General features: G+C 42.3%; 13 protein-coding genes. 7 read left to right on the forward strand and 6 right to left on the reverse strand.

What is annotated here, in order from left to right; all coding sequences use genetic code 11:
- Window positions 1-72 precede the first annotated feature (72 nt).
- Complete coding sequence (locus tag GNIT_RS02645) at window positions 73-1,101, forward strand: response regulator (protein ID WP_014107587.1); 1,029 nt, start codon at window positions 73-75, stop codon at window positions 1,099-1,101.
- On the forward strand, window positions 1,094-2,065 hold the full coding sequence (locus GNIT_RS02650) for a sensor domain-containing diguanylate cyclase (protein ID WP_014107588.1): 972 nt from the start codon (window positions 1,094-1,096) through the stop codon (window positions 2,063-2,065). The genes GNIT_RS02645 and GNIT_RS02650 overlap by 8 nt, the downstream gene beginning before the upstream one ends.
- Window positions 2,066-2,080: 15 nt before the next feature.
- Here GNIT_RS02650 and GNIT_RS02655 read toward each other — a convergent pair whose 3' ends face one another.
- The 4 genes from GNIT_RS02655 to rapA all read right to left on the reverse strand — a co-directional run bounded on the left by GNIT_RS02655 (window position 2,081) and on the right by rapA (window position 7,163).
- Window positions 2,081-2,404: a hypothetical protein gene (locus tag GNIT_RS02655; protein ID WP_014107589.1), complete on the reverse strand. Its 324-nt coding sequence runs from the start codon at window positions 2,402-2,404 to the stop codon at window positions 2,081-2,083.
- A 142-nt stretch (window positions 2,405-2,546) separates the two neighbouring features.
- On the reverse strand, window positions 2,547-3,524 hold the full coding sequence (locus GNIT_RS02660) for a DUF3530 family protein (protein WP_148261683.1): 978 nt from the start codon (window positions 3,522-3,524) through the stop codon (window positions 2,547-2,549).
- 147 nt (window positions 3,525-3,671) lie between these two features.
- Window positions 3,672-4,337, reverse strand: a complete 666-nt coding sequence (locus GNIT_RS02665; RefSeq protein WP_014107591.1) for an RluA family pseudouridine synthase — start codon at window positions 4,335-4,337, stop codon at window positions 3,672-3,674.
- Complete coding sequence (rapA, locus tag GNIT_RS02670) at window positions 4,338-7,163, reverse strand: RNA polymerase-associated protein RapA (RefSeq protein WP_014107592.1); 2,826 nt, start codon at window positions 7,161-7,163, stop codon at window positions 4,338-4,340. It abuts the gene before it with no gap.
- Between the two features lie 257 nt (window positions 7,164-7,420).
- Between rapA and GNIT_RS02675 the strand changes: the two genes are divergently transcribed.
- The 4 genes from GNIT_RS02675 (at window position 7,421) to GNIT_RS02690 (ending at window position 14,259) form a co-directional block, all read left to right on the forward strand.
- Entirely contained in the window at window positions 7,421-8,884 is a 1,464-nt protein-coding gene (locus tag GNIT_RS02675; RefSeq protein ID WP_014107593.1) for a PhoH family protein, read from the forward strand.
- A 161-nt stretch (window positions 8,885-9,045) separates the two neighbouring features.
- On the forward strand, window positions 9,046-9,975 hold the full coding sequence (locus GNIT_RS02680) for a GGDEF domain-containing response regulator (protein ID WP_014107595.1): 930 nt from the start codon (window positions 9,046-9,048) through the stop codon (window positions 9,973-9,975).
- Between the two features lie 274 nt (window positions 9,976-10,249).
- Window positions 10,250-12,748: a TonB-dependent receptor gene (locus tag GNIT_RS02685; RefSeq protein ID WP_014107596.1), complete on the forward strand. Its 2,499-nt coding sequence runs from the start codon at window positions 10,250-10,252 to the stop codon at window positions 12,746-12,748.
- Window positions 12,749-12,849: 101 nt separating this feature from the next.
- Complete coding sequence (locus GNIT_RS02690; RefSeq protein WP_014107597.1) at window positions 12,850-14,259, forward strand: sugar porter family MFS transporter; 1,410 nt, start codon at window positions 12,850-12,852, stop codon at window positions 14,257-14,259.
- Window position 14,260: 1 nt separating this feature from the next.
- On the opposite strand, the gene GNIT_RS02695 is transcribed toward GNIT_RS02690, so the two are convergent.
- Entirely contained in the window at window positions 14,261-15,184 is a 924-nt protein-coding gene (locus GNIT_RS02695; RefSeq protein ID WP_014107598.1) for a diguanylate cyclase domain-containing protein, read from the reverse strand.
- Between the two features lie 86 nt (window positions 15,185-15,270).
- Here GNIT_RS02695 and GNIT_RS02700 point away from each other — a divergent pair, with 86 nt between their 5' ends.
- Window positions 15,271-18,726 (forward strand): ATP-binding protein, encoded by a 3,456-nt coding sequence (locus GNIT_RS02700; protein WP_014107599.1) that lies wholly within the window; start codon window positions 15,271-15,273, stop codon window positions 18,724-18,726.
- 4 nt (window positions 18,727-18,730) lie between these two features.
- Here GNIT_RS02700 and GNIT_RS02705 read toward each other — a convergent pair whose 3' ends face one another.
- On the reverse strand, window positions 18,731-19,582 hold the full coding sequence (locus GNIT_RS02705; RefSeq protein ID WP_014107600.1) for a crotonase/enoyl-CoA hydratase family protein: 852 nt from the start codon (window positions 19,580-19,582) through the stop codon (window positions 18,731-18,733).
- Window positions 19,583-19,732: the final 150 nt, after the last annotated feature.

Raw genomic sequence — 19,732 nt, forward strand, 5'->3', positions numbered from 1 at the left:
CTGGGAACATGAAACCATTTTCTTTTTTTGTTGGTTAGAAACGACATATATTTTTATCTTAAGGTTCTATTAATGACTGTATCCGTGCTCATATGCGATGACTCTGGCTTTGCACGCAAAGCAATGGCCAGATCGCTTCCAGATGGTTGGGATATAGATATCTCGTTTGCGGAGCACGGCCAACAAGCAATTGACATGATCAAAGAGGGTAAGGGTGATATTCTTTTTCTTGATTTGAATATGCCCGTGCTGGATGGTTATCAAACCATGCAAATTATCCGCAAGGAAGATCTTCCTACCTTAGTGATTGTTGTTTCCGGTGACGTTCAAGAAGAAGCTCGAAAGCGAATGCTGGCACTAGGTGCCGTTGATTTTATCCGCAAGCCTATCGATAACGAAAAGCTAACGACGATCCTTGCCAAATACGGTATCTATACTGGCGCAACAACGGCACAAAAGCGTGAACAAACAAATTTACTCTCAGAAAATGCGGATGAAGCTGAAAAGTTGGATGCCTTCAGAGAGCTTGCAAACGTTGCCATGGGCCAAGCAGGCGAAAACTTAGCTAAAATTCTGAACGAGTTTATCGATTTACCCATTCCTAATGTGAGTCTATTACACTCCAGCGAACTGCATATGGCACTTGATGAAGTGAATCGAAATAAGCAGATGTCGGCGGTATCGAAAGGATTTATCAGCACTGGTATTAGCGGTGAAGCGATCATTTTATTCAACGACAGCAACGTACAAAGTATGGCCTCCTTGCTCGGCGATGATATTTCTAATAATGATGGTAGTGGTGAAATCGAAGTTCTTATGGACGTTTCCAATATTCTCATTGGTGCCTGCTTGAACGCATTATCAGAGCAATTGAATGTTAAATTTACTCACAATACGCCGATTATTTTGGGCTTACACCGTGACTTGCATGAATTGATGAATGATCAGACTTCAAGGTGGGAAAAAGTGTTGGCAATTGAGATTGCTTATGCCATTTCAAAACACGATATCAGTTTTGAGCTGCTGCTACTTATTCCTGATCAAGATGTCGATAGGGTGTTCAACCGCTTAGTGTTTCAGAAAGGAAGCGAAGATGAATAAAGATATTCAGGAGTTATCAGAGTTACATTGGCAGCAAGACCTTTTAGGCTCAATAGAAGTAGGGATCGTTGTTTTAGAAAAAGATTTCTCTGTTGCTGTGTGGAATCAGTTTATGGAAAACCACAGCAGCGTTAGGCCTAGCCAGATAATTGGAAAAAATCTTTTTTCACTGTTTCCAGAGATTGACGAAACGTGGTTTAAACGCAAGTGTGACCCGGTCTTTAACATGGGCAGCCCTGCATTTATCATCTGGGAACAACGCCCGTATGTGTTTAAATTTGGCACCAGCCGACCGATTACGTCTGCGTCAGACTATATGTATCAAAATGTCACGATATTTCCGCTAGCTTCAATCACTGGAGAAACCCAAAGGATTTGTGTCTTAGTCTATGATGTTACTGACCAAGCAATGGCCAAGCAAAGCATTGAAGGTCTCAATGCAAGGCTGCAGGAAGTGAGTCGAATTGATGGCTTAACGGGCTTGTATAATAGACGTTATTGGCAAGAGCGCTTCGAGAGAGAATACAAAATGGCGATGCGAAATGACCCTGACGTTTGCGCCATCATGTTAGATATTGATCACTTTAAAAAAGTGAATGATACACACGGCCATCATGCAGGTGATTTGGTTATAAAGCGCTTGGCTAAATTAATTACATTAGCTACACGCGAAACAGATATCTGCGGACGTTACGGCGGCGAAGAGTTCGCTATTATTTTGCCGGATACGACTGAGAAAACGGCTAAAATCATGGCAGAAAGGTTACGTAAGTTGGTTTCTTTAGACGCGGTTCCCTACGAAGATATAAAAATCAAATACACGATTAGTATCGGCATCGCTCAATTTACGAGTGATTATAGAGAGGCTGTGCTGTGGCTTGAAGATGCCGACAAAGCCTTATATGAAGCGAAAGAAGGGGGGCGTAATCGTGTTGTTTTAGCCCATGAAGGATCGTTGGAATAGTACTAGATAGCTCGGTTAAGGGCGTATACCTACAACATCCAAGGGGCACAAACCTTGGCCCTCTAAAAACGAAATACACATCGATAATTGCGTTTTAATACATTCATCGTTGCGTAATCGTGGTTCCTCCCAATAATGAGTTTGGTGCAGCACGTGCCAAAATATCCGTTCTTTGTGGCTATAAGGCTGCGTCTTCTGGTTTTTAACTTGTGACCATTCTTCAAAAGTGTCCCACAAAAAGCATTCGAGCTCAGCATAAGGAAGCTCGTTCTGCCAATAAGAACGCATATAATAAGCAAGCTGTCGTGCTTTGCGATCGATGAAGTGTTGAACCAACAAAGTAATGTGCCAACGTAAATAGATTAGGAGGTATTTACAGTATAGGTAGTGAAAAATAATTCGCGTAGTCACAACGTAAATGACTGCTCAACCCTATGTATTATATAGAAATATATAAGGAATTAAAAAATCGAAAGGATGATTACCAGCCCAGGTAGCTCGTCCAACCTTGAATTTGACGCGCAACATAGTCTTTCTGAACTTGATCAAAAGTTTGTCCAACAATGTCAGCCTGCCGATAAACTTCCTTAAGCTGAGTTCTTGCTTTTATTTTGCGTGCCTTCTCTGTTTGTTTACTCCAGCTATTATCCCAATAGCTAATTAGATCGAGAACAGGAATAGGAGTTTGCGCAACAACCATGGGTATTTTGTTGTTTAACTTACGAATTGGCCAATACGGATTATTGATAACCAGTGCGTCTATTTGCTGCATTGTTGCATGTTCATCAGCCGCGAGCTTAGCGATGGTGGCTGCTGTCATGCCCTGACTCACCAATATGCGATGTCCCATCGTCGTTTCCATATGTTGGAGGGTAGCGCTAATAAATGCTTCTATTTCTAGCGAATAAATGACGAGGTCAGCTTCGCTTATAGATGACGTTACCGAGAGACTGTTCGTCGTTTCATCAACAACCTGACCGTCTTCAACGGCATCAGCAAGTGGGGTAGCTGTCGCTCCAGACAAATCATCATTTTGTTGTGTTGAATTATCTGTTTCCGCGGATTCTTGCGTACCTTCGTTTTCAATCGGGAAGGCAATATTTGGCCCAAGGCTTAATCCTAAAGACGGCATCACTACCGTAGTCCAGCCGACTGCTGGTAAGGATTTTGCAAGTTGGCTAAGCGAATCTTGTCTACCCAAGGGCATATCGGCATCACCAATGATAAGCACAATGCCCTTAGTGATGGGTTGTTCAGACGTAGAAATCAAAATAGGAACACGATTGTTCCCTACGTCAATTAGGGTAAATTCATCCACATGCAGTTGATTTCTCATATCCATACTTGTCATTTCTGAAAATGAAGCTGACTGAGCCTCAAGCTGGAATGACAGAGCACTGCTGAGCAATAACAAGCCTGCGAAAATTAAAGTAATAAGGTCTCTTATTATTTTCTGCATAAAATTAAAGTGTGTTTCTTTTACATATATACAAAAGCTATCGGCTTCGTTATGAATATGTTTACAACTCATAAGCCTGATTCAGTCGGAATAGGCGAGAAAATGCTCAAACAGGATAAATGAGTGACGATGCCAATTTACTCAGCATCACTCTTGATGAAATGAATGTAAAGATTCAAAACGCAGCTTTTCGCCGCTAACAGGATGCGAAAACTCATGCATTTGTGCATGTAAGCAAAGTCGTGGGTTATTTACTTTTGCTTCCTCATGCGCATAGAGTCGATCGCCTAGTATAGGGTGCCCTAATGCCAACATATGCACCCGTAGTTGATGTGAACGTCCAGTGATGGGAGTCAATTCCACAAGGGTAGACTTAGCATCGCGCTGGATCACTTGCCAATGCGTTTGTGATGGCTTGCCGTGCTCGTGGTCGACCATTTGCTTTGGTCTATTTGGCCAGTCGCATATCAATGGCAAGTCAATTTTTCCCGAATCTCTTTCTACGTGACCAAACACTCTGGCAAAGTACGTTTTAGATGTAAGCCTATTTTCGAACTGACGAGACAAATGTACATGCGCAGGTTTATTCAAGGCCATAATAAGAATACCGGAGGTGGCCATATCGAGCCGGTGTATGATAGTTGCCGTCGGGAAAACGCGCTGCACGCGAATTTGCAGCGAATCTCGATGTTCTAGTGCCTTGCCTGGAACAGTGAGTAGCTCCGCAGGCTTGTCGAGCACCAAAATATCCTCATCTTGATACAGTATCGTAAGATAAGGATCTAAGGGCGGTGCATAATGTAACAGCGCCATCTATGGATTGTTCACAACAACACGCAAACTGTCTAAATAAGGTTCTGCGTTTGAAATGATGTCGGTGAGCTTTGCCTTTTGTGCTTCAATAAACTGAATTTCTTCATCGCGAATTGAGGCGTTTGTTTTTTGCAGCGAGCGCAAACGTTCAATTTCAGCACTGAGTTCTGTTTGCATTGCACTGAGCGCCAGTGACTGTTGTTCAGCCAAGTTCGCATGACCTAACTTTAAGCTTTCTTCGATACCAGAGGTAATTGGGTCGGCAAGTGCTTGAAGAAGCTGCAGTGCAATTTTACGCTTTACTTTAAACAATTGCTCAAACTCAGCTTCAACTGCTTGGTTTTTAGAGTCTAAACACAGTCGTACAGGTGTTGGAGGTAAAAACCGATAAAGCTGCAAACTTGCTTCTGCACTGGCGGATAGCACGCTTGTTGTCTCTATCCAAAATGCACCGGTAGGTAAGTTTGGATCTTTTGTAAATGCAATACTGCTTTTGCCCAATACATCAGTTGTAACTGACTCTAGGCAGTGACTAACAATCTCACTGTCCCAGCTTAAAAACTGCAATTGCTCAAATTTGGTTGCATTACTACGTTGATAAGTCACTTCTAAACCATCTTCAGTCAAACCTGGAATTTGATGGACTAGTTGCTCTGTGGGGCGAAGAATAAAACTGTAATCATCTTTTTCGTCTTGTGTAACGCCAAGCGCATCAAACAATCTGCTCATGAATTTTAGTAAGCCTACTGGGTTTTCGGCGGCAATGATCGTGTCTAACAAGTCATCAATACGGCCAAAACCTGAGGCATTTAATTCTAGAAGCTTGTCTCTACCTTGCTCAATTTTCTTTTTCAGCTCTTTCGTTAGTGCCGCGGTTTGGCCGATAATGTCGAGCTTTAGTTCTGTGTCTTCTGGGTTTTTGAGTGCAGACATGAGGTCGGACTGTACCTGCTTAAATACATCACTTCCAACCGGGCATGTGGACTCAAAGGCACCTAGTCCATCTTGGTACCAGTCAAACAACACTTCTTGCGCTGTGTTTTCGAAGTACGGGATATGTAAGTTGATATCGAATTTCTGACCGATGCGGTCGAGGCGACCAATTCGCTGCTCCAACAAGTCAGGCACCATTGGCAAATCGAACAATACTAAATGGCGAGAAAACTGAAAGTTTCGGCCTTCACTGCCTATTTCGCTGCACAGCAACACTTGAGCGCCTTGTTCATTGGTCGCGAAGAAATGTGCGGCTTTATCGCGTTCGATAATACTCATGCCTTCATGAAACACAGTATGCCGAATAGCTGTTTTTTGGCGTAAATATTCAGCCAGTTGCAGTGCTGTTGATGCGTAAGCACATATAACCAACACTTTTTCATTTTTATTAGTTTCAAGTAAGTCGACTAACCATGTGACACGTGGGTCATATTTGGTCCAGTTGTCGTTTACTAGAGGAGCGCGCTCTGGATGCAGACTAAGCACAACATCTTCTTCTAAAGATAAAGATACCGCATATTCTTTTGGCAACTTTAATGGCGCAGGCATAGGAATTCGTTCAGGGAATCCTTGAATACTGGCTCGACTATTGCGGAACAACAAACGTCCAGTGCCATGTTGGTCTATAAGCTTAGTTAATAAAGCATGGCGTTGCTCGCCGCTTGCCAGCATTGCGTCGCTTATTTCTTCATCCTTAACTACGGCATTTAATTTGTCTATTTGCGCCTGACTCATATGCGCATTTTCAATCAATGGCGCGACTGCTTCAGCGAGTTCGCCGTAGTGCGTCTCTTCTTCAAGAAATTGTTGGTAATCGTGAAATCTCGCTGGGTCTAGCAAACGTAAGCGCGCAAAGTGGCTCTCATGACCGAGTTGATCCGGTGTTGCTGTTAATAAAAGCACGCCTTTCACGATTTTACATAGCTGTTCAATGGCGCTGTATTCTTCTGACACATGCTCTGCCGACCATTGTAAATGATGGGCTTCATCTACGATTAAAATGTCCCAATCAACTTGAGTCGCTTTTTCTAGGACTTTTTCTTGTTTAATAAAGTCGATACTGCACAGCACCAGCTGCTCCTGCTCGAAAGGATTATCGCCACTTTCGGCCATTGCTTCCATGCGTTCTTCATCAAATACTGAAAATGAAAGGTTTACGCGGCGCAGCATCTCTACTAACCACTGGTGCACTAAACTTGAGGGGACTGTAATGAGAGCGCGCTTAGCTTTGCCTGTTAATAATTGTTGATGCAGTATTAGTCCTGCTTCAATTGTTTTACCTAAGCCTACTTCATCAGCTAATAAAACACGTGGAGCGAAACGACTGCCGACCTCATTTGCAATGTGCAGTTGATGCGGTATAAGCTCAACGCGAGCGCCTACCAAACCAACGGCACCAGAGGTGGCGTGGTCGTGCTGCTTTTGCAGACATTCGTGTCGAATGTCAAACCACTTAGGCGAATCCAATTGACCACTAAATAGACGTTTCTCTGGTTGATTGAGCTTTACGTTATGGTCAAGAGTGACTTCCATAATCGATGCTTCTTCACCATTGTCTGTGCGCAAGCCTGAATATATATAAAGACCATCTTGCATCATTATACTTGTGATTTTTAACTCCCAGCCGTCGATATGAAGGGCTTTTTCACCTTCACTCAAAATTAAACGGGTAATCGGAGCATGAGCAATCGCATAAGTACGATCTTCTTTGACCGCAGGGAAGAGTAAATTTATCGTTCGGTTGTCAGCGGCCATGACAATACCTAAGCCTAAATCAGCCTCTGTATTGCTTAACCAACGTTGCCCAACGGTATACTCTTGTGCTGCGTTCATAATTAAAAATCCAAGGTAAAAAATAAAAAGGGTGCGCATTGTACTGATACTCAGCGCGGCTGTCAGCTATCTGTTCAAATTACCTTAAAAAAGGTAGTGATAATTATAGAAAACTCATTTAAAGTGACGGTGTCGTCAATGTTTTCTGCCGCTACAGCCGAATAATCACGGCATCTACACGGATTGCGCAGAAACATTGTTTTCTCACCACCGAGACAACATGCTTTATCTTTGTCTTCGTGCAATCGGAGTAACGGATGCCAGAACAAACGCAAATCACACCTGCTAAGCCGAACGATCAACAAACTGAAGCGAGCACTGAAGCGAAAATAGTGTCGCTCTCCAACACTAAACTCTATGTGCTTGACACGAATATCCTACTGCATGAACCGCTCGCGTTTACGTCTTTCAAAGAGAATGACGTCACGGTGCCTATGACCGTGTTAGAAGAGCTGGATTACATCAAAGACAGCAAAAAAGATGTGGCCCGTGACGCAAGAGTTTCAATTAGGGCAATGGAGGATTTGCTGCACAATGCGAGCCCTGAACAAATGCTATCAGGTGTTAGTATGGCCAGTTTAGGTTCAGGAGAAAGTGCACCTACAGGCACATTTTCGATATTTTCAGACTTGTCGATGCCAGATAAACAGCAGGTATTTACCAGCAATGAGAACGACAATAGAATCATTAATGTTGCTTTGCATTTACAGGCAAAACTAGCCCCCAGACAGGTTATCTTGGTAACGAAAGATATCAACATGCGCCTAAAAGCCAAAGGTGCAGGAATGAGTCTGGTAGAAGACTATCGAACTGATCAGCTCATCAGTGATATTAAATATCTATCCAAGGGCTATCATATATTCGAAGGTGACTTCTGGCAAAATGTCCAGCGTGTTGAAAGTCACACAGAAGGGCGTGACACTATTCACAATATTCCAAGAAGTGTTCTGCCTGAAGCATATGTTAACGAATTTCTGCTAGATGAGTCTCGACAGTTTGCAGGCGTAGTTGAATCAATAACAGCCGATAGCTTGGAAGTGCTCGATTTGGGTTATGAGCGCATAATGTCTCGTCGGGCTTGGGGCGTATCGCCTAAAAATATTGGTCAGGCAATGGCGATGCATGCGCTACTCGACCCACATATCGACCTGTGTATTCTGACGGGCCCTGCAGGGAGTGGTAAAACTCTACTTGCTTTGGCTGCGGCGCTCGAGATGATCGTTGAGAAAAGCATGTATGACAAAATCATTGTCACTCGTTCAACGCCTGAAATTGCTGAATCCATTGGCTTTTTGCCTGGCACCGAGGAAGAAAAAATGGCTCCTTGGTTGTCGGCAATAACCGATTCTTTGGAAGTGTTGCATAAAAACGATGAGAGCACTAAAGGCTCGATGAGTTACATTATGGAAAAGGCGAATATTCAGTTTAAATCGGTTAACTTTATGCGTGGTCGCAGTATTCAAAATGCGATTGTTATATTAGATGAATCACAGAACTTAACGGCATCACAGCTGAAAACCATAATCACACGCTGCGGAGAAGGCACTAAACTCATTTGCTGCGGTAATTTGGCGCAAATTGACAGTAACTATCTGAGTGCAGTTACATCAGGTTTAACTTATATTGTGGAAAAGTTTAAAAACTTTTCAGGAAGCGCTACTTTCAACTTAGACGGGGTTGTTAGAAGCCGCTTAGCAGAATTTGCTGAGAAAGAACTATAGCTTTGGCACTAATTTAAATAGATGATATCATGCGTGTTTTTTAAACAATGTTGTTTTACGTAAGTTTTTAAGCCAATGGTCGATAACCAGTTCGCATGGTGAAATATTAATCCGCCAAGCATCTGTAAAAGAAATAGTAAATTTAGAGAAGTAAGGGTTACATGATAGAAAAGCGCGCCACCATTCTGGTTGTTGATGATGAGCGGATCAATATTCAGATTTTAAATAACGCCCTAGGTGACCAATACAATATCCTTGCTGCGATGACTGGTGAGCGAGCGATTAAAGTGGCTTCTGAATCACTTCCCTGTCTTATTTTGCTCGATATTGTTTTGCCAGACATAAGCGGCCACGATGTCTGCCGAGCTTTGAAAAGCAATGAGTTAACACAGCATATTCCCATTATTTTTATTACGGCACAAAGCGGAGCTGACGATGAACTCATAGGCTTAGAGTTAGGTGCCAGTGATTATTTTCGAAAGCCTTTCGTTTTACCGCTGGTTAAAGCGCGTATCCGTAATCAAATCGAATTAGTCCAAAAGACCGCTGAGCTTGAGAGGTTGGCATGGATTGATGGTTTAACCGGAGTCTCGAACAGGCGCCGATTTGACCAACTGTATTTCGATGCCTGCAAATATGCAAAACGAAACAAGCGCCGTATTTCTATCCTTCTTTTAGATATTGATTTTTTTAAACAATATAACGACCATTACGGCCATGTGAAAGGTGATGAAGTCCTTAAAAAGGTAGCACGAACAATTGAACAATGCGCATCTCGCCCTCTCGATCTAGTTGCTCGCTATGGCGGGGAAGAGTTTGTGATACTGCTGACGGATTCAAGCGAATCCGAAGGTGCTATGCTCGCCGAGAAAGTCCGTGAAAAAATAGAAGAGTTGGCAATTCCTCATATTAAATCGACTATTCACAAAGCGGTAACTATTAGCATTGGCGTAACTACAAGCTCTGATAAAGGCTCTGCATTTGATTGTAGAAAGTTGCTAGAAGTAGCCGACCGATGCTTATATGAAGCTAAGTCTATGGGGCGAAATACAGTGGTTTCTACTGATTTTAGACCAGAAATGACTGAATAAACCTAAGACCAGGCGTCAAGCTTTTAATTGGCGCGTAGGCTAACTTAAAGGAGTCAATTATTCCTTGCAGCTAAACGCAGATTGCTCCAATCTTCACTTTTAATTTTACCTGTATCAATACATTCTTCATTCGTTAGAAAGCACCGAGTTATAGTCTCTCGGCCTGCCAATAAAAGCATGTAGCAAATGTTATATTATAACTTTACACATTAAATGTTATAGTATAACATCTTAATCACTATCTAAAATCTTCTTTTAATATGGATTATATATTGTGACCAGCTTACCTAAACCACTCACTTTTCTGTCATTATCTGTTCTATCCACTTTTGCTATTTCAATTCAAGCACAAACCTTATCTGGTGTTGTTCTCGACAAATCAGGGCAAGCTTTAGATGAAGGTAGAGTGCAGATTATGGGAACGAACATAAGCACGCCTATTCTCGCTGATGGTCGGTTTATTTTTGATAATGTAAAACCGGGTAATGTTGAAATTCACGTTGCGAGTTCAAAGCACATACATTCAAAAACAGAACTCACAATCCCTGAATTAGGCCTGTTTGATGTTGAAATTGTAGTTGCCAATTCGAGTATCGAAATATTTGATGTCACAGCGAGTGCTTTTCATGCTTCAACGATAGAGTCCGCAGCACCAGTAAGCGTGATCGCAGGCGATGAGCTTCGCAAAAAACAAGCGTCTACGCTTGGGGATACACTTAAAAATGAAGTCGGTGTGCATTCTACCTTTTACGGTTCGGTTGCGAGTTCGCCAATCATTAGAGGACTAGATGGCCCACGCGTATTGGTCACACAAAATGGTTTAGATTCTGGTGATGCTTCGCGTGTTAGCCCAGATCATGTCGTTGCTACCGATACGTCAACTGCAACACAGATAGAAGTTTTAAGAGGCCCAGCAACACTATTTTATGGTAGTGGCGCGATTGGTGGGGTAGTCAATGTTGTCGACCAGCGTATTCCCGACAATAATGATTGGGAAGGCGAAGTATCAACAGACCGCAATACCAATAACAGTGAAGAAACTTTTTCCGGTTTTATTAAGGGTGGCAAGGACAATATCGCCTTTAATGTACAAGGTTATTATCGCGATGCAGATGACTACCGAATTCCTGGTTACGCAGAAAATGAAGAAGCTCATTCTGAAGATGAAGGTGAGGAGGCGCACAGCGAGCATGAGGGCGAAAAAAAAGGCGTGGTAGAAAATTCCTCTAGCAGAACAAAAGGAATTACTGTTGGCGCTAGCTATTTACTCGACAACGGGCACATTGGATTTTCTGTAGAACATATGTCGAGTTTTTACGGTGTTCCTGGACATGCTCACGAGGATGAGCATAGCGATGAGACCAATGTAGATGCAAGTGAACCCATGGACGAAGAGATCGTTCAAGGTGATCTACAGCAAAATCGCTACCAAATCTCAAGTGAGCTTCAGTTAAATACTGATGCAATAAGTGCAGTTAATACCAGCTTTGCCTTTACAGATTACAAGCATGCCGAAATTGAGAACGGAGAAATAGGCACTGTTTTCAAAAATAAATCTCACGAGGCTCGCGTAGAGCTTATTCACCAGCCGATTGCAGGCTGGCGTGGTGGCTTCAGCTTCCATTACAAAGCCAGTGATTTTGAAGCCATTGGCGACGAAGCATTTACGCCTCCTTCAAAAACTAATAGCTTTGGGATTGGCGTTATAGAGGAACAACACTTTGGTGACGTCCTGTTTCAACTGGGTGCAAGAATTGAACGCGTAGAAATTGATGTACCAGCAATTCAAATCGGCGAAACAGCCTTCTTGGCAATGCATTCAGAAGCAGAGCATTTAGAGGCAGATCATGACGCTGTTGAAGGCCATGACCTTGAAAACTCTCTTGGTGGAATTCAGTCGAGCAATGCTTCATTTACCCCGATAAGTGCTTCTATTGGTGCAGTATGGGACTTTACTGAGGGATATAATCTAGGCTTGTCTTATGTTTACGCTCAACGAGCGCCATCTAGCTCTGAAATATACAGTTTTGGTCCGCACATAGGCACCAGTACTTATGAGCTCGGTGCATTTTACGACATTACTGATGACGGTGACGTGATTTTCCAGGCGCAAGATTTGGCTGTAGAAAAATCGAATAACATCGACATCTCGCTCAGAAAATTTAGTGGAGAATTTGGTTTTGTATTAAATGCATTTTATAACCAAGTGAACGACTATTATTTTGCAGCAGACTCTGGCTTTGTCGTTGAAGGCGAGCATGACGAAACTGATGAGCTGGTGGACAACATGGCAGAAGAACACGGTGATGAATTACCCGTGTTTCTTTTCACCGCTGTTGATGCAGACCTTTACGGGTTTGAAGCTCAAGTTAACTGGCAAGCTACGGCATCGTTACAACTTCAAGCACAGGGTGATTTAGTGCGCACAAAGTTGAATGAAAATATGGGCGAGAGCCAATACTTACCAAGAACACCGCCGTCAAGAGTGGGCGTGAGTGCTAACTATGTTCTGGGTGATTGGCAAGCTGAACTTTCATTGCACAAGTACTTTACACAAGACAGAGTTGCTGAATTTGAAAGCGAAACCAAAGGCTACACCTTAGTGGATCTTGATATTAACTATCTTACATCTTTCAATAATACAGACCTTACGTTTTATTTGAAGGGGCGTAATTTAGGGGATGAAGAGGCACGCGTGCACACTTCCTTCTTAAAAGACCTGACGCCGGTACAAGGTCGTTCGTTTATCGTTGGTATAAGAGCTAATTTTTAATTAGTCTTAGACAGAGCCTCGCCTGCCAGTTAACATGTTGTTTACATTTGCGCATCCTTCTATTTTTTAGACTGGATGCGTCTAACAGCAAAGGGTAGGAAATGAGTATTAGTCAGCCAAACGAAAACATACTGTACATCGTTTTAATAAGCTGTGCGGCAACCATAGGCGGCTTTTTGTTTGGCTTTGACAGCGGTGTTATTAATGGCACTTACGATGGGCTAAGCGCTGCGTTTAATACTTCCGATTTGTCCGGTGGATTTAATATCGCGAGCATGCTCTTAGGCTGCGCTATAGGTGCTCTTTTTGCTGGCGTATTAGCCGACGTTTTAGGTCGTAAAACCTTACTCATTATTTCTTCTATTTTTTTCCTCGTGAGCGCTTGGGGATCAGGCGTGTCCGCCAGTTCATTGGAATTCGTGGTTTACCGTATTCTCGGCGGCTTGGCCGTGGGCGCCGCATCAGTAATGGCGCCAGCCTACATTAGCGAAATAGCTCCGGCGAGGTTGCGCGGTAGATTGGTGTCAATTCAGCAAATTGCAATCATCTTCGGTTTGTTCGGCGCATTCGTGAGTAACTACGCTTTAGCAACATATGCTGGCTTATCAACAGACATTTTGTGGATGGGCTTCGAAGCCTGGCGCTGGATGTTTTGGGTTGAACTGCTGCCTGCGGCCTTGTTCTTTTTGATTCTTTTTCTTATCCCTGAAAGTCCGCGCTATTTGGTGTTGAGCCAACAGTTTGATAAGGCAAGTATTGTGTTAACTAAACTCTATGGCGCTTCTGCGGCAGCAACCTTGGTGCACGAAATCAAGGCTTCAATTGAAAATAAAGATACCAAACCCACTATCGTCGATTTAATTGATAAGGCTAGCCACCGCGTGAGGCCCATTGTGTGGGTTGCAATCGGCTTGGCAACTTTCCAACAACTGGTGGGCATAAACGTCGTTTTTTATTACGGTACTGTACTTTGGCAAGCAGTAGGTTATTCCGAATCGGATGCTCTATTAATTAATGTTATAAGTGCCAGTGTGAGCATTGCGGCTTGCCTTATTGCTGTCAAAGTAATTGATAAAGCCGGTCGCAAACCATTATTGGTTATTGGTTCCCTTGGCATGGCGATAACGCTCGGGCTTATGGTTTTTGCATTCATGAATTCAGAGTTCAATACACAAACCAACAAACTAGTGATGGGTGAGATGGGTATGCTAGCACTAATTGCGGCAAATGCTTATGTGTTCTTTTTCAATTTGAGTTGGGGGCCCGTGATGTGGGTAATGCTCGGTGAAATGTTCCCTAATAAAATTCGCGGCTCTGGCTTAGCCGTTGCTGGCTTAGCGCAATGGGCAACAAACTTCGCAGTTATCATGCTGTTTCCAATAATGTTAGCCAGTATTGGTCTTGCGGGGGCCTACGGCTTTTATACTTTGTGTGCGTTCATTTCTATTTTCTTTGTTATTAAATATGTGCAAGAGACAAAGGGTAGAGCATTAGAAGATATGCAGGGATAGTTTAAAAAGTAACAACTCTGTAGCAGTCTTTTCCATCATGCTTGGCTTTGTATAATGCTTTATCTGCAGCATCAATTAACATCTCAGGATCTTCTTGCATAGTAGGTTTCATAGAACTGACGCCAATACTCAACGTAACAAAATCGCACACTTTTGACTCAGAATGAGGGAAGTTTAATGCATGGATACTTTGACGCACCTTTGTTGCAATAAATTCAGCACCCGATAAATCGGTATCTGGCAGTAAAATTACAAACTCTTCTCCACCAATACGTGCAACCATATCGATAGGGCGGTCTACAGTTTGTTTTAAGGTTTTGGCAACGGCAATGAGGCACTTATCACCTTCAGGATGCCCGTAATGGTCGTTGAAACGTTTGAACTCATCGATATCTATCATCAGGAGGGAGATTGGTTTTTTGTCTCGAACTGCAAGCTTCCAATCGGATCTCATTGCTTCGTTAAATTTCCGCCTATTGGGCACGCCAGTCAACACGTCGGTAAGGGCAAGCTCTTCTAAATTCTTTAGATCGATAGATTGACGAATGTGTGCCTTTAGTCTGGCTCTTAGAATTTTGACATTGATAGGTTTCGTTATGTAATCAATTGCGCCCATCTCAAAGCCTTTTTCCTGATCTTCTTGATGTTTTGCGCTAGTGATAAATATGACCGGAATGTTTTGAGTTTCTTCAGATTTTTTGAGTGCTTCACAAATTTGAAAGCCATCAACCGAGGGCATTTTTACATCAAGCAATATCAAGTCCGGCTTTTGTTCTGCCATCGCTTTTTGCAGGCAGTCCTCTGCCGACAACGTAAATATGACATCGTATTGGTCCCTAATTGCTTCGGCTATAAATTTAACCGTCGTGATGTCATCATCGACAATAAGTACAACAGGTTTTCTGGTGATAGTGTCGGAACTCATTAATTGCCCTGTTAAAGTCTTCCTCTTGAGTTTATAGTGCGTTAAATCAATTGTATACAAATTGTTCTATCTTCTAGGAGTTTATAATGGGCGAATCGTTAGAGTCCTTATTCCGTTCTGACTACATGCCGCATGGTCACTGCTATTTGTGGAAGCCTGAGATTTTGTGGCTGAATGTTATTTCTGACGTTATGATTACCTTTGCTTACTTTTCCATTCCTATTGCTATTTATTATTTCGTGAAACAGAGAGCAGATTTACAGTTCAAAGGTATCTTCATTTTATTCTCGCTGTTTATTTTATTTTGCGGTATTACGCATGCCATTAGTATATTTGTGATTTGGCACGGTATTTATGGGATACATGGGCTTGCGAAGTTTGCCACGGCCATCGTGTCTTGCATTACGGCGTATAAAGTTTATCAGTCAATTCCTCTAGCGCTAAAATTGCCAACCCAAGATAGCCTGAAAGCTGCTTATGAAAAAGTGAATGAGGAAAGGATTGAACGACTCAAACTAGAGGGTAAAGCGAATGAAGAAGCAATGTTGAGGGAGTCAACAAACATTGCTCATGTCGGTGTATTTGCAATTGATGAAAATGGAAAAGTAATCATTGCCAATGATGCTGCTTGTCAGATTTTTGAAACATCAAAGGTGGAAATTGAAAACATACCCATTCAAGAGTTGATTGAAATAAAAAAGATTTCACAAAAAAATGGAAAATCCACCTGGATTAAGCCTTCTGATTTACAAAAATTGTGGCAGTTGCAGTTTGACGACAAAATTCAAGATAAGTTTATTCATATTATTTATGCGGTAACGCAAACTGGGCATAGAGTGCCACTCAGTTTCAAGCTAACGTCGAACGAGAGCAATGACAGCATAAATACGGGAATTGCGGTTGCCTTTGCTTCATTCCAAGATATAAGTGAACAGTTGAGGTATCAACAGGCTTTGGCTGAAAGCGAAGCGACAACCCGCAGTATTATCGAATCACTGCCTATCGGTATGCACGTATTCAAGAAGAATAAGAATAGCTTTATTCTAAGTGGTTATAACAATGCTGCTGAAAAAATACTGGCTCTTGATCATAAGCAACTGTTGCATAGGGAAATTGAGGAAGCTTTTCCCGATATTGCTGATACCGAGATGCCTAGAATTTATAAAAATATCGCACAGAAAGGGGGGCATTGGACCAATCAAGCGGTTGATTATGAACATGGCAATATTAAGGGAGTCTACGATGTTCAGTGTTTCCAAAGTGTTAAAAACACCGCTATCGTGTTGTTTGAGGATGTAACAGAACAGATTAAGGCTAAAAAAGCGATAGCTGCCAAGGAGTTATTCATTAAAACGGCATTCAACGCCTCTATTACCGGCGTTATCGTCTACAGCTTTGAGTCGAATAAAATTGAGTTTGTTAATGAAAGCTTCACCGAGATTACCGGATATAGCATGGATGTTGCGCTTAATATGGATGAGGCGGCTATGGCTAACTTAGTCCATCCGGATGACAAGCTCCATGCCTTAGAACACTGGCAAGCCCTGAAAAAGCTAGACACTGACGCGATGGCGCATATTAACTACCGATTAAAGCATAACAGTGGGCATTGGGTTTGGTGTTTGGCCAAAGACGTTGTGTTTGAAAAAGATGCTACTGGCAAGGTTGTTCGCTATATGAGCAGTTTCTTAGATATTTCCGAAATGAAGGCCATGCAAAACAACCTAATCAAGCTGAAGGAGTCGGCTGAATCGGCCAGCGCTGCAAAAAGTTCATTCTTGGCAAACATGAGTCATGAAATACGCACGCCTATGAATGCAATTTTAGGCTTAACTAACGTAGTCCTGCGCATGGATTTGGGTGCTAAACAGCGTGATTATCTCAGCAGAGTCGAAGCATCTTCGCAGTCCCTTCTCAGCTTGCTAAACGATATTTTAGATTATTCCAAAATTGAAGCAGGCAAATTAAGGATCAATAAAGAGGTTTTTGAACTTAACTTTGTGATCGATAACTGCACCGGCTTATTTGGCTTTTTGGCTGAGCAAAAGGGTATTGAATTTGTGGTCAGTAAAGAAAGTAGCTTGTCAAAATACTATTTAGGCGATCCGATACGCCTCAGTCAGATTATCAATAATTTATTGGGTAACGCGGTTAAATTTACTAGTGCAGGCAAGATAGAAATGAAAGTATCTCGGGTCGTTATAGACGATGTTGAATCACTTAGTTTTAAAGTTGCCGATTCTGGTATTGGTATGTCGCAAGCACAGGCTGAGTTAATCTTTGATGTTTTCTCGCAGGCTGATATTTCTATTAGTCGACAATATGGCGGAACGGGTCTTGGATTGGCAATTAGTCGCTCACTAACACATTTACTGGGCGGTAATTTAAGTTTTGAGACTGAGTTGGACAAGGGAAGTGTATTTGAGGTGATATTACCGTTTTCTCCCGCTGACTATGCAGACTTAAGCAATGTTGAGTCGAACACATCTACAGTTGATTTTCCAAACGATGGCAGTGCAGGGTTCGATATTGTTGAATTTGAGGACGTGAAAGCACTTGTTGTCGAAGATAATATGACAAATCAAGTGGTTGCCGTTGAGTTCTTATCCCAGTTAAATATTGAGTCAGTGTGTGTGAATAATGGTTTAGAAGCAATAAATGCGGTTGAAACGGATGTATTTGATTTTATTTTGATGGACTTACAAATGCCGGTGATGGATGGATATAGTGCAAGTAAAGTCATAAAAGCGACACCACATGGTAAAGACATTCCAATAATTGCAATGTCTGCGGCGGTCTCTGAATCTGACATTGAAAAAGTAGCGGCGTCGGGAATGGATCGTCATCTGCCTAAGCCATTTAGTTTACTCCTTCTGTTTCAAAGACTATCGGAATTTTTAAGCCACAAGAAGTCAAATGTGCGAGTGCTGCCCTCCAGCCAAAAATGGGATTTATCTAAATTTCCGAAAAATTTTAATATTGCCGATGCCATGAGAAAAGTGAGTGATGATGAGGCTCTATACTTAAAGCTTATACAGAGTTTTGCAGACGACTTTGACCATAGAGCTTCAAGTGTTTACGACGCTTTTGGGCAAGGTCAGTTTGCCGTTATTCAGCGCTATGCTCACACCATTAAGGGCTTAGCTGAAAGCATGGGAGCAAATGATTTGTATGAGGAAGCTAAATTTATTGAATTTGAGTATTCGCAGGATAATTTCATCGATCCAGCACAACTATTTGAAAAAGTAGATGACGCTATTGCGTCGATTCGTGCAGTGCACACCACCAAAAATCATACTATACAACCGATTGTCGGTGGTGGCAGAATATTAGCTTTAGAGTACCTAACAACATTGCGAACAGACCTAGCCAACAGTAAGTTTGTTTCGATAGATGACATTACAAAAGAACTATCAGCTATTGCGGAATTCACCGACATTGACTTTATTGACCGCTTTATTAGCGCACTTAAAAAGCTAGAATACAAAACATGTGTCACTATTCTCGACGAAATTGAAGACGGTATGCGTAAATCGAATTAGCGTTTTACGAACTTGCTTTTTTAGACAGTAAGTTCTCGAATACGGGTTTACGCTTTTGTTGCCCTGCGTTCATGGCCTCCATTACGTCGGGCATTTGTAACATACCACTTTGCCAAGTGGCTATGTAGTTAAGGCTATCGCTTACGCTGTGGTCTCTAGTGTAGTTAATCATTTCTTTGCAGCCGGCGACGGCCATTGGAGAGTGACCCGCAATCATTTTTGCAATTTTCATCACTTCGCTTAGCATGGTTTCTTGATCTTTATACACTTGGTTTACTAAACCGCTAGATAGCGCTTCTTGACTCATCATATTTCTGCCCGTATACGCAAGCTCTCTAACTAGGCCTTGAGGTATGAGGTGCGGAAGGCGCTGCAATGTGCCGACGTCGGCGGTCATGCCAATTTCAGTTTCCTTGATACAAAAGAATGCGTCATCAGTGCAATAGCGAATATCGCATGCACTTATCATGTCAACCGCTCCACCAATGATACCGCCTTGGGCCGCAACTAAAACAGGCATTCTCGCTTCTTCTAATGCGTTGAAAGCGTCCTGCAGTTTCAATACATGACGTCTAAACGCTTCTGCTCTTCTAGCGGGTTCGCCGTTGAAGCTTGCTCCCATATTTTGAAAAACAGATAAATCCATGCCCGCACTGAAGTGTTTTCCCTGTGACGAAATAACAATAACGCGTACTAATGCATGCTCGTCAATATGCCTTACCGCTTCGGGAAGCTCAGTCCAGAAAGCGTCAATCATGCTGTTTAGTTCTTTTGGACGGCATAGCTGTATATGCGCAATTTCATCTGCAATGCTGATGGAAATAGTACTGTAGCTGTTCAGATTTGCTGAAGACATATGTGCTCCTAATATTGACTCAATAATTATTATCTAAGATATAAACTATAACTCAAGCATAAGGTTTTTATTTCCAATATTGGTAAATAAACATATATTATTTGCTAACCATGGTCATTCGTTCGCCAATGCAGTTAATCGTTGGTGACG

The organism is Glaciecola nitratireducens FR1064, assembly GCF_000226565.1.
Taxonomy (GTDB): Bacteria; Pseudomonadota; Gammaproteobacteria; order Enterobacterales; family Alteromonadaceae; genus Glaciecola; species Glaciecola nitratireducens.

Excerpts from the sequence above, each read along its gene's own strand:
- GNIT_RS02700 (WP_014107599.1), top strand. The coding sequence starts at position 15,271 with ATGGGCGAATCGTTAGAGTCCTTATTCCGTTCTGACTACATGCCGCAT.
- GNIT_RS02695 (WP_014107598.1), bottom strand. The coding sequence starts at position 15,184 with ATGAGTTCCGACACTATCACCAGAAAACCTGTTGTACTTATTGTCGAT.
- GNIT_RS02675 (WP_014107593.1), top strand. The coding sequence starts at position 7,421 with ATGCCAGAACAAACGCAAATCACACCTGCTAAGCCGAACGATCAACAA.
- GNIT_RS02665 (WP_014107591.1), bottom strand. The coding sequence starts at position 4,337 with ATGGCGCTGTTACATTATGCACCGCCCTTAGATCCTTATCTTACGATA.
- GNIT_RS02660 (WP_148261683.1), bottom strand. The coding sequence starts at position 3,524 with ATGCAGAAAATAATAAGAGACCTTATTACTTTAATTTTCGCAGGCTTG.
- rapA (WP_014107592.1), bottom strand. The coding sequence starts at position 7,163 with ATGAACGCAGCACAAGAGTATACCGTTGGGCAACGTTGGTTAAGCAAT.
- GNIT_RS02650 (WP_014107588.1), top strand. The coding sequence starts at position 1,094 with ATGAATAAAGATATTCAGGAGTTATCAGAGTTACATTGGCAGCAAGAC.
- GNIT_RS02690 (WP_014107597.1), top strand. The coding sequence starts at position 12,850 with ATGAGTATTAGTCAGCCAAACGAAAACATACTGTACATCGTTTTAATA.
- GNIT_RS02705 (WP_014107600.1), bottom strand. The coding sequence starts at position 19,582 with ATGTCTTCAGCAAATCTGAACAGCTACAGTACTATTTCCATCAGCATT.
- GNIT_RS02680 (WP_014107595.1), top strand. The coding sequence starts at position 9,046 with ATGATAGAAAAGCGCGCCACCATTCTGGTTGTTGATGATGAGCGGATC.
- GNIT_RS02645 (WP_014107587.1), top strand. The coding sequence starts at position 73 with ATGACTGTATCCGTGCTCATATGCGATGACTCTGGCTTTGCACGCAAA.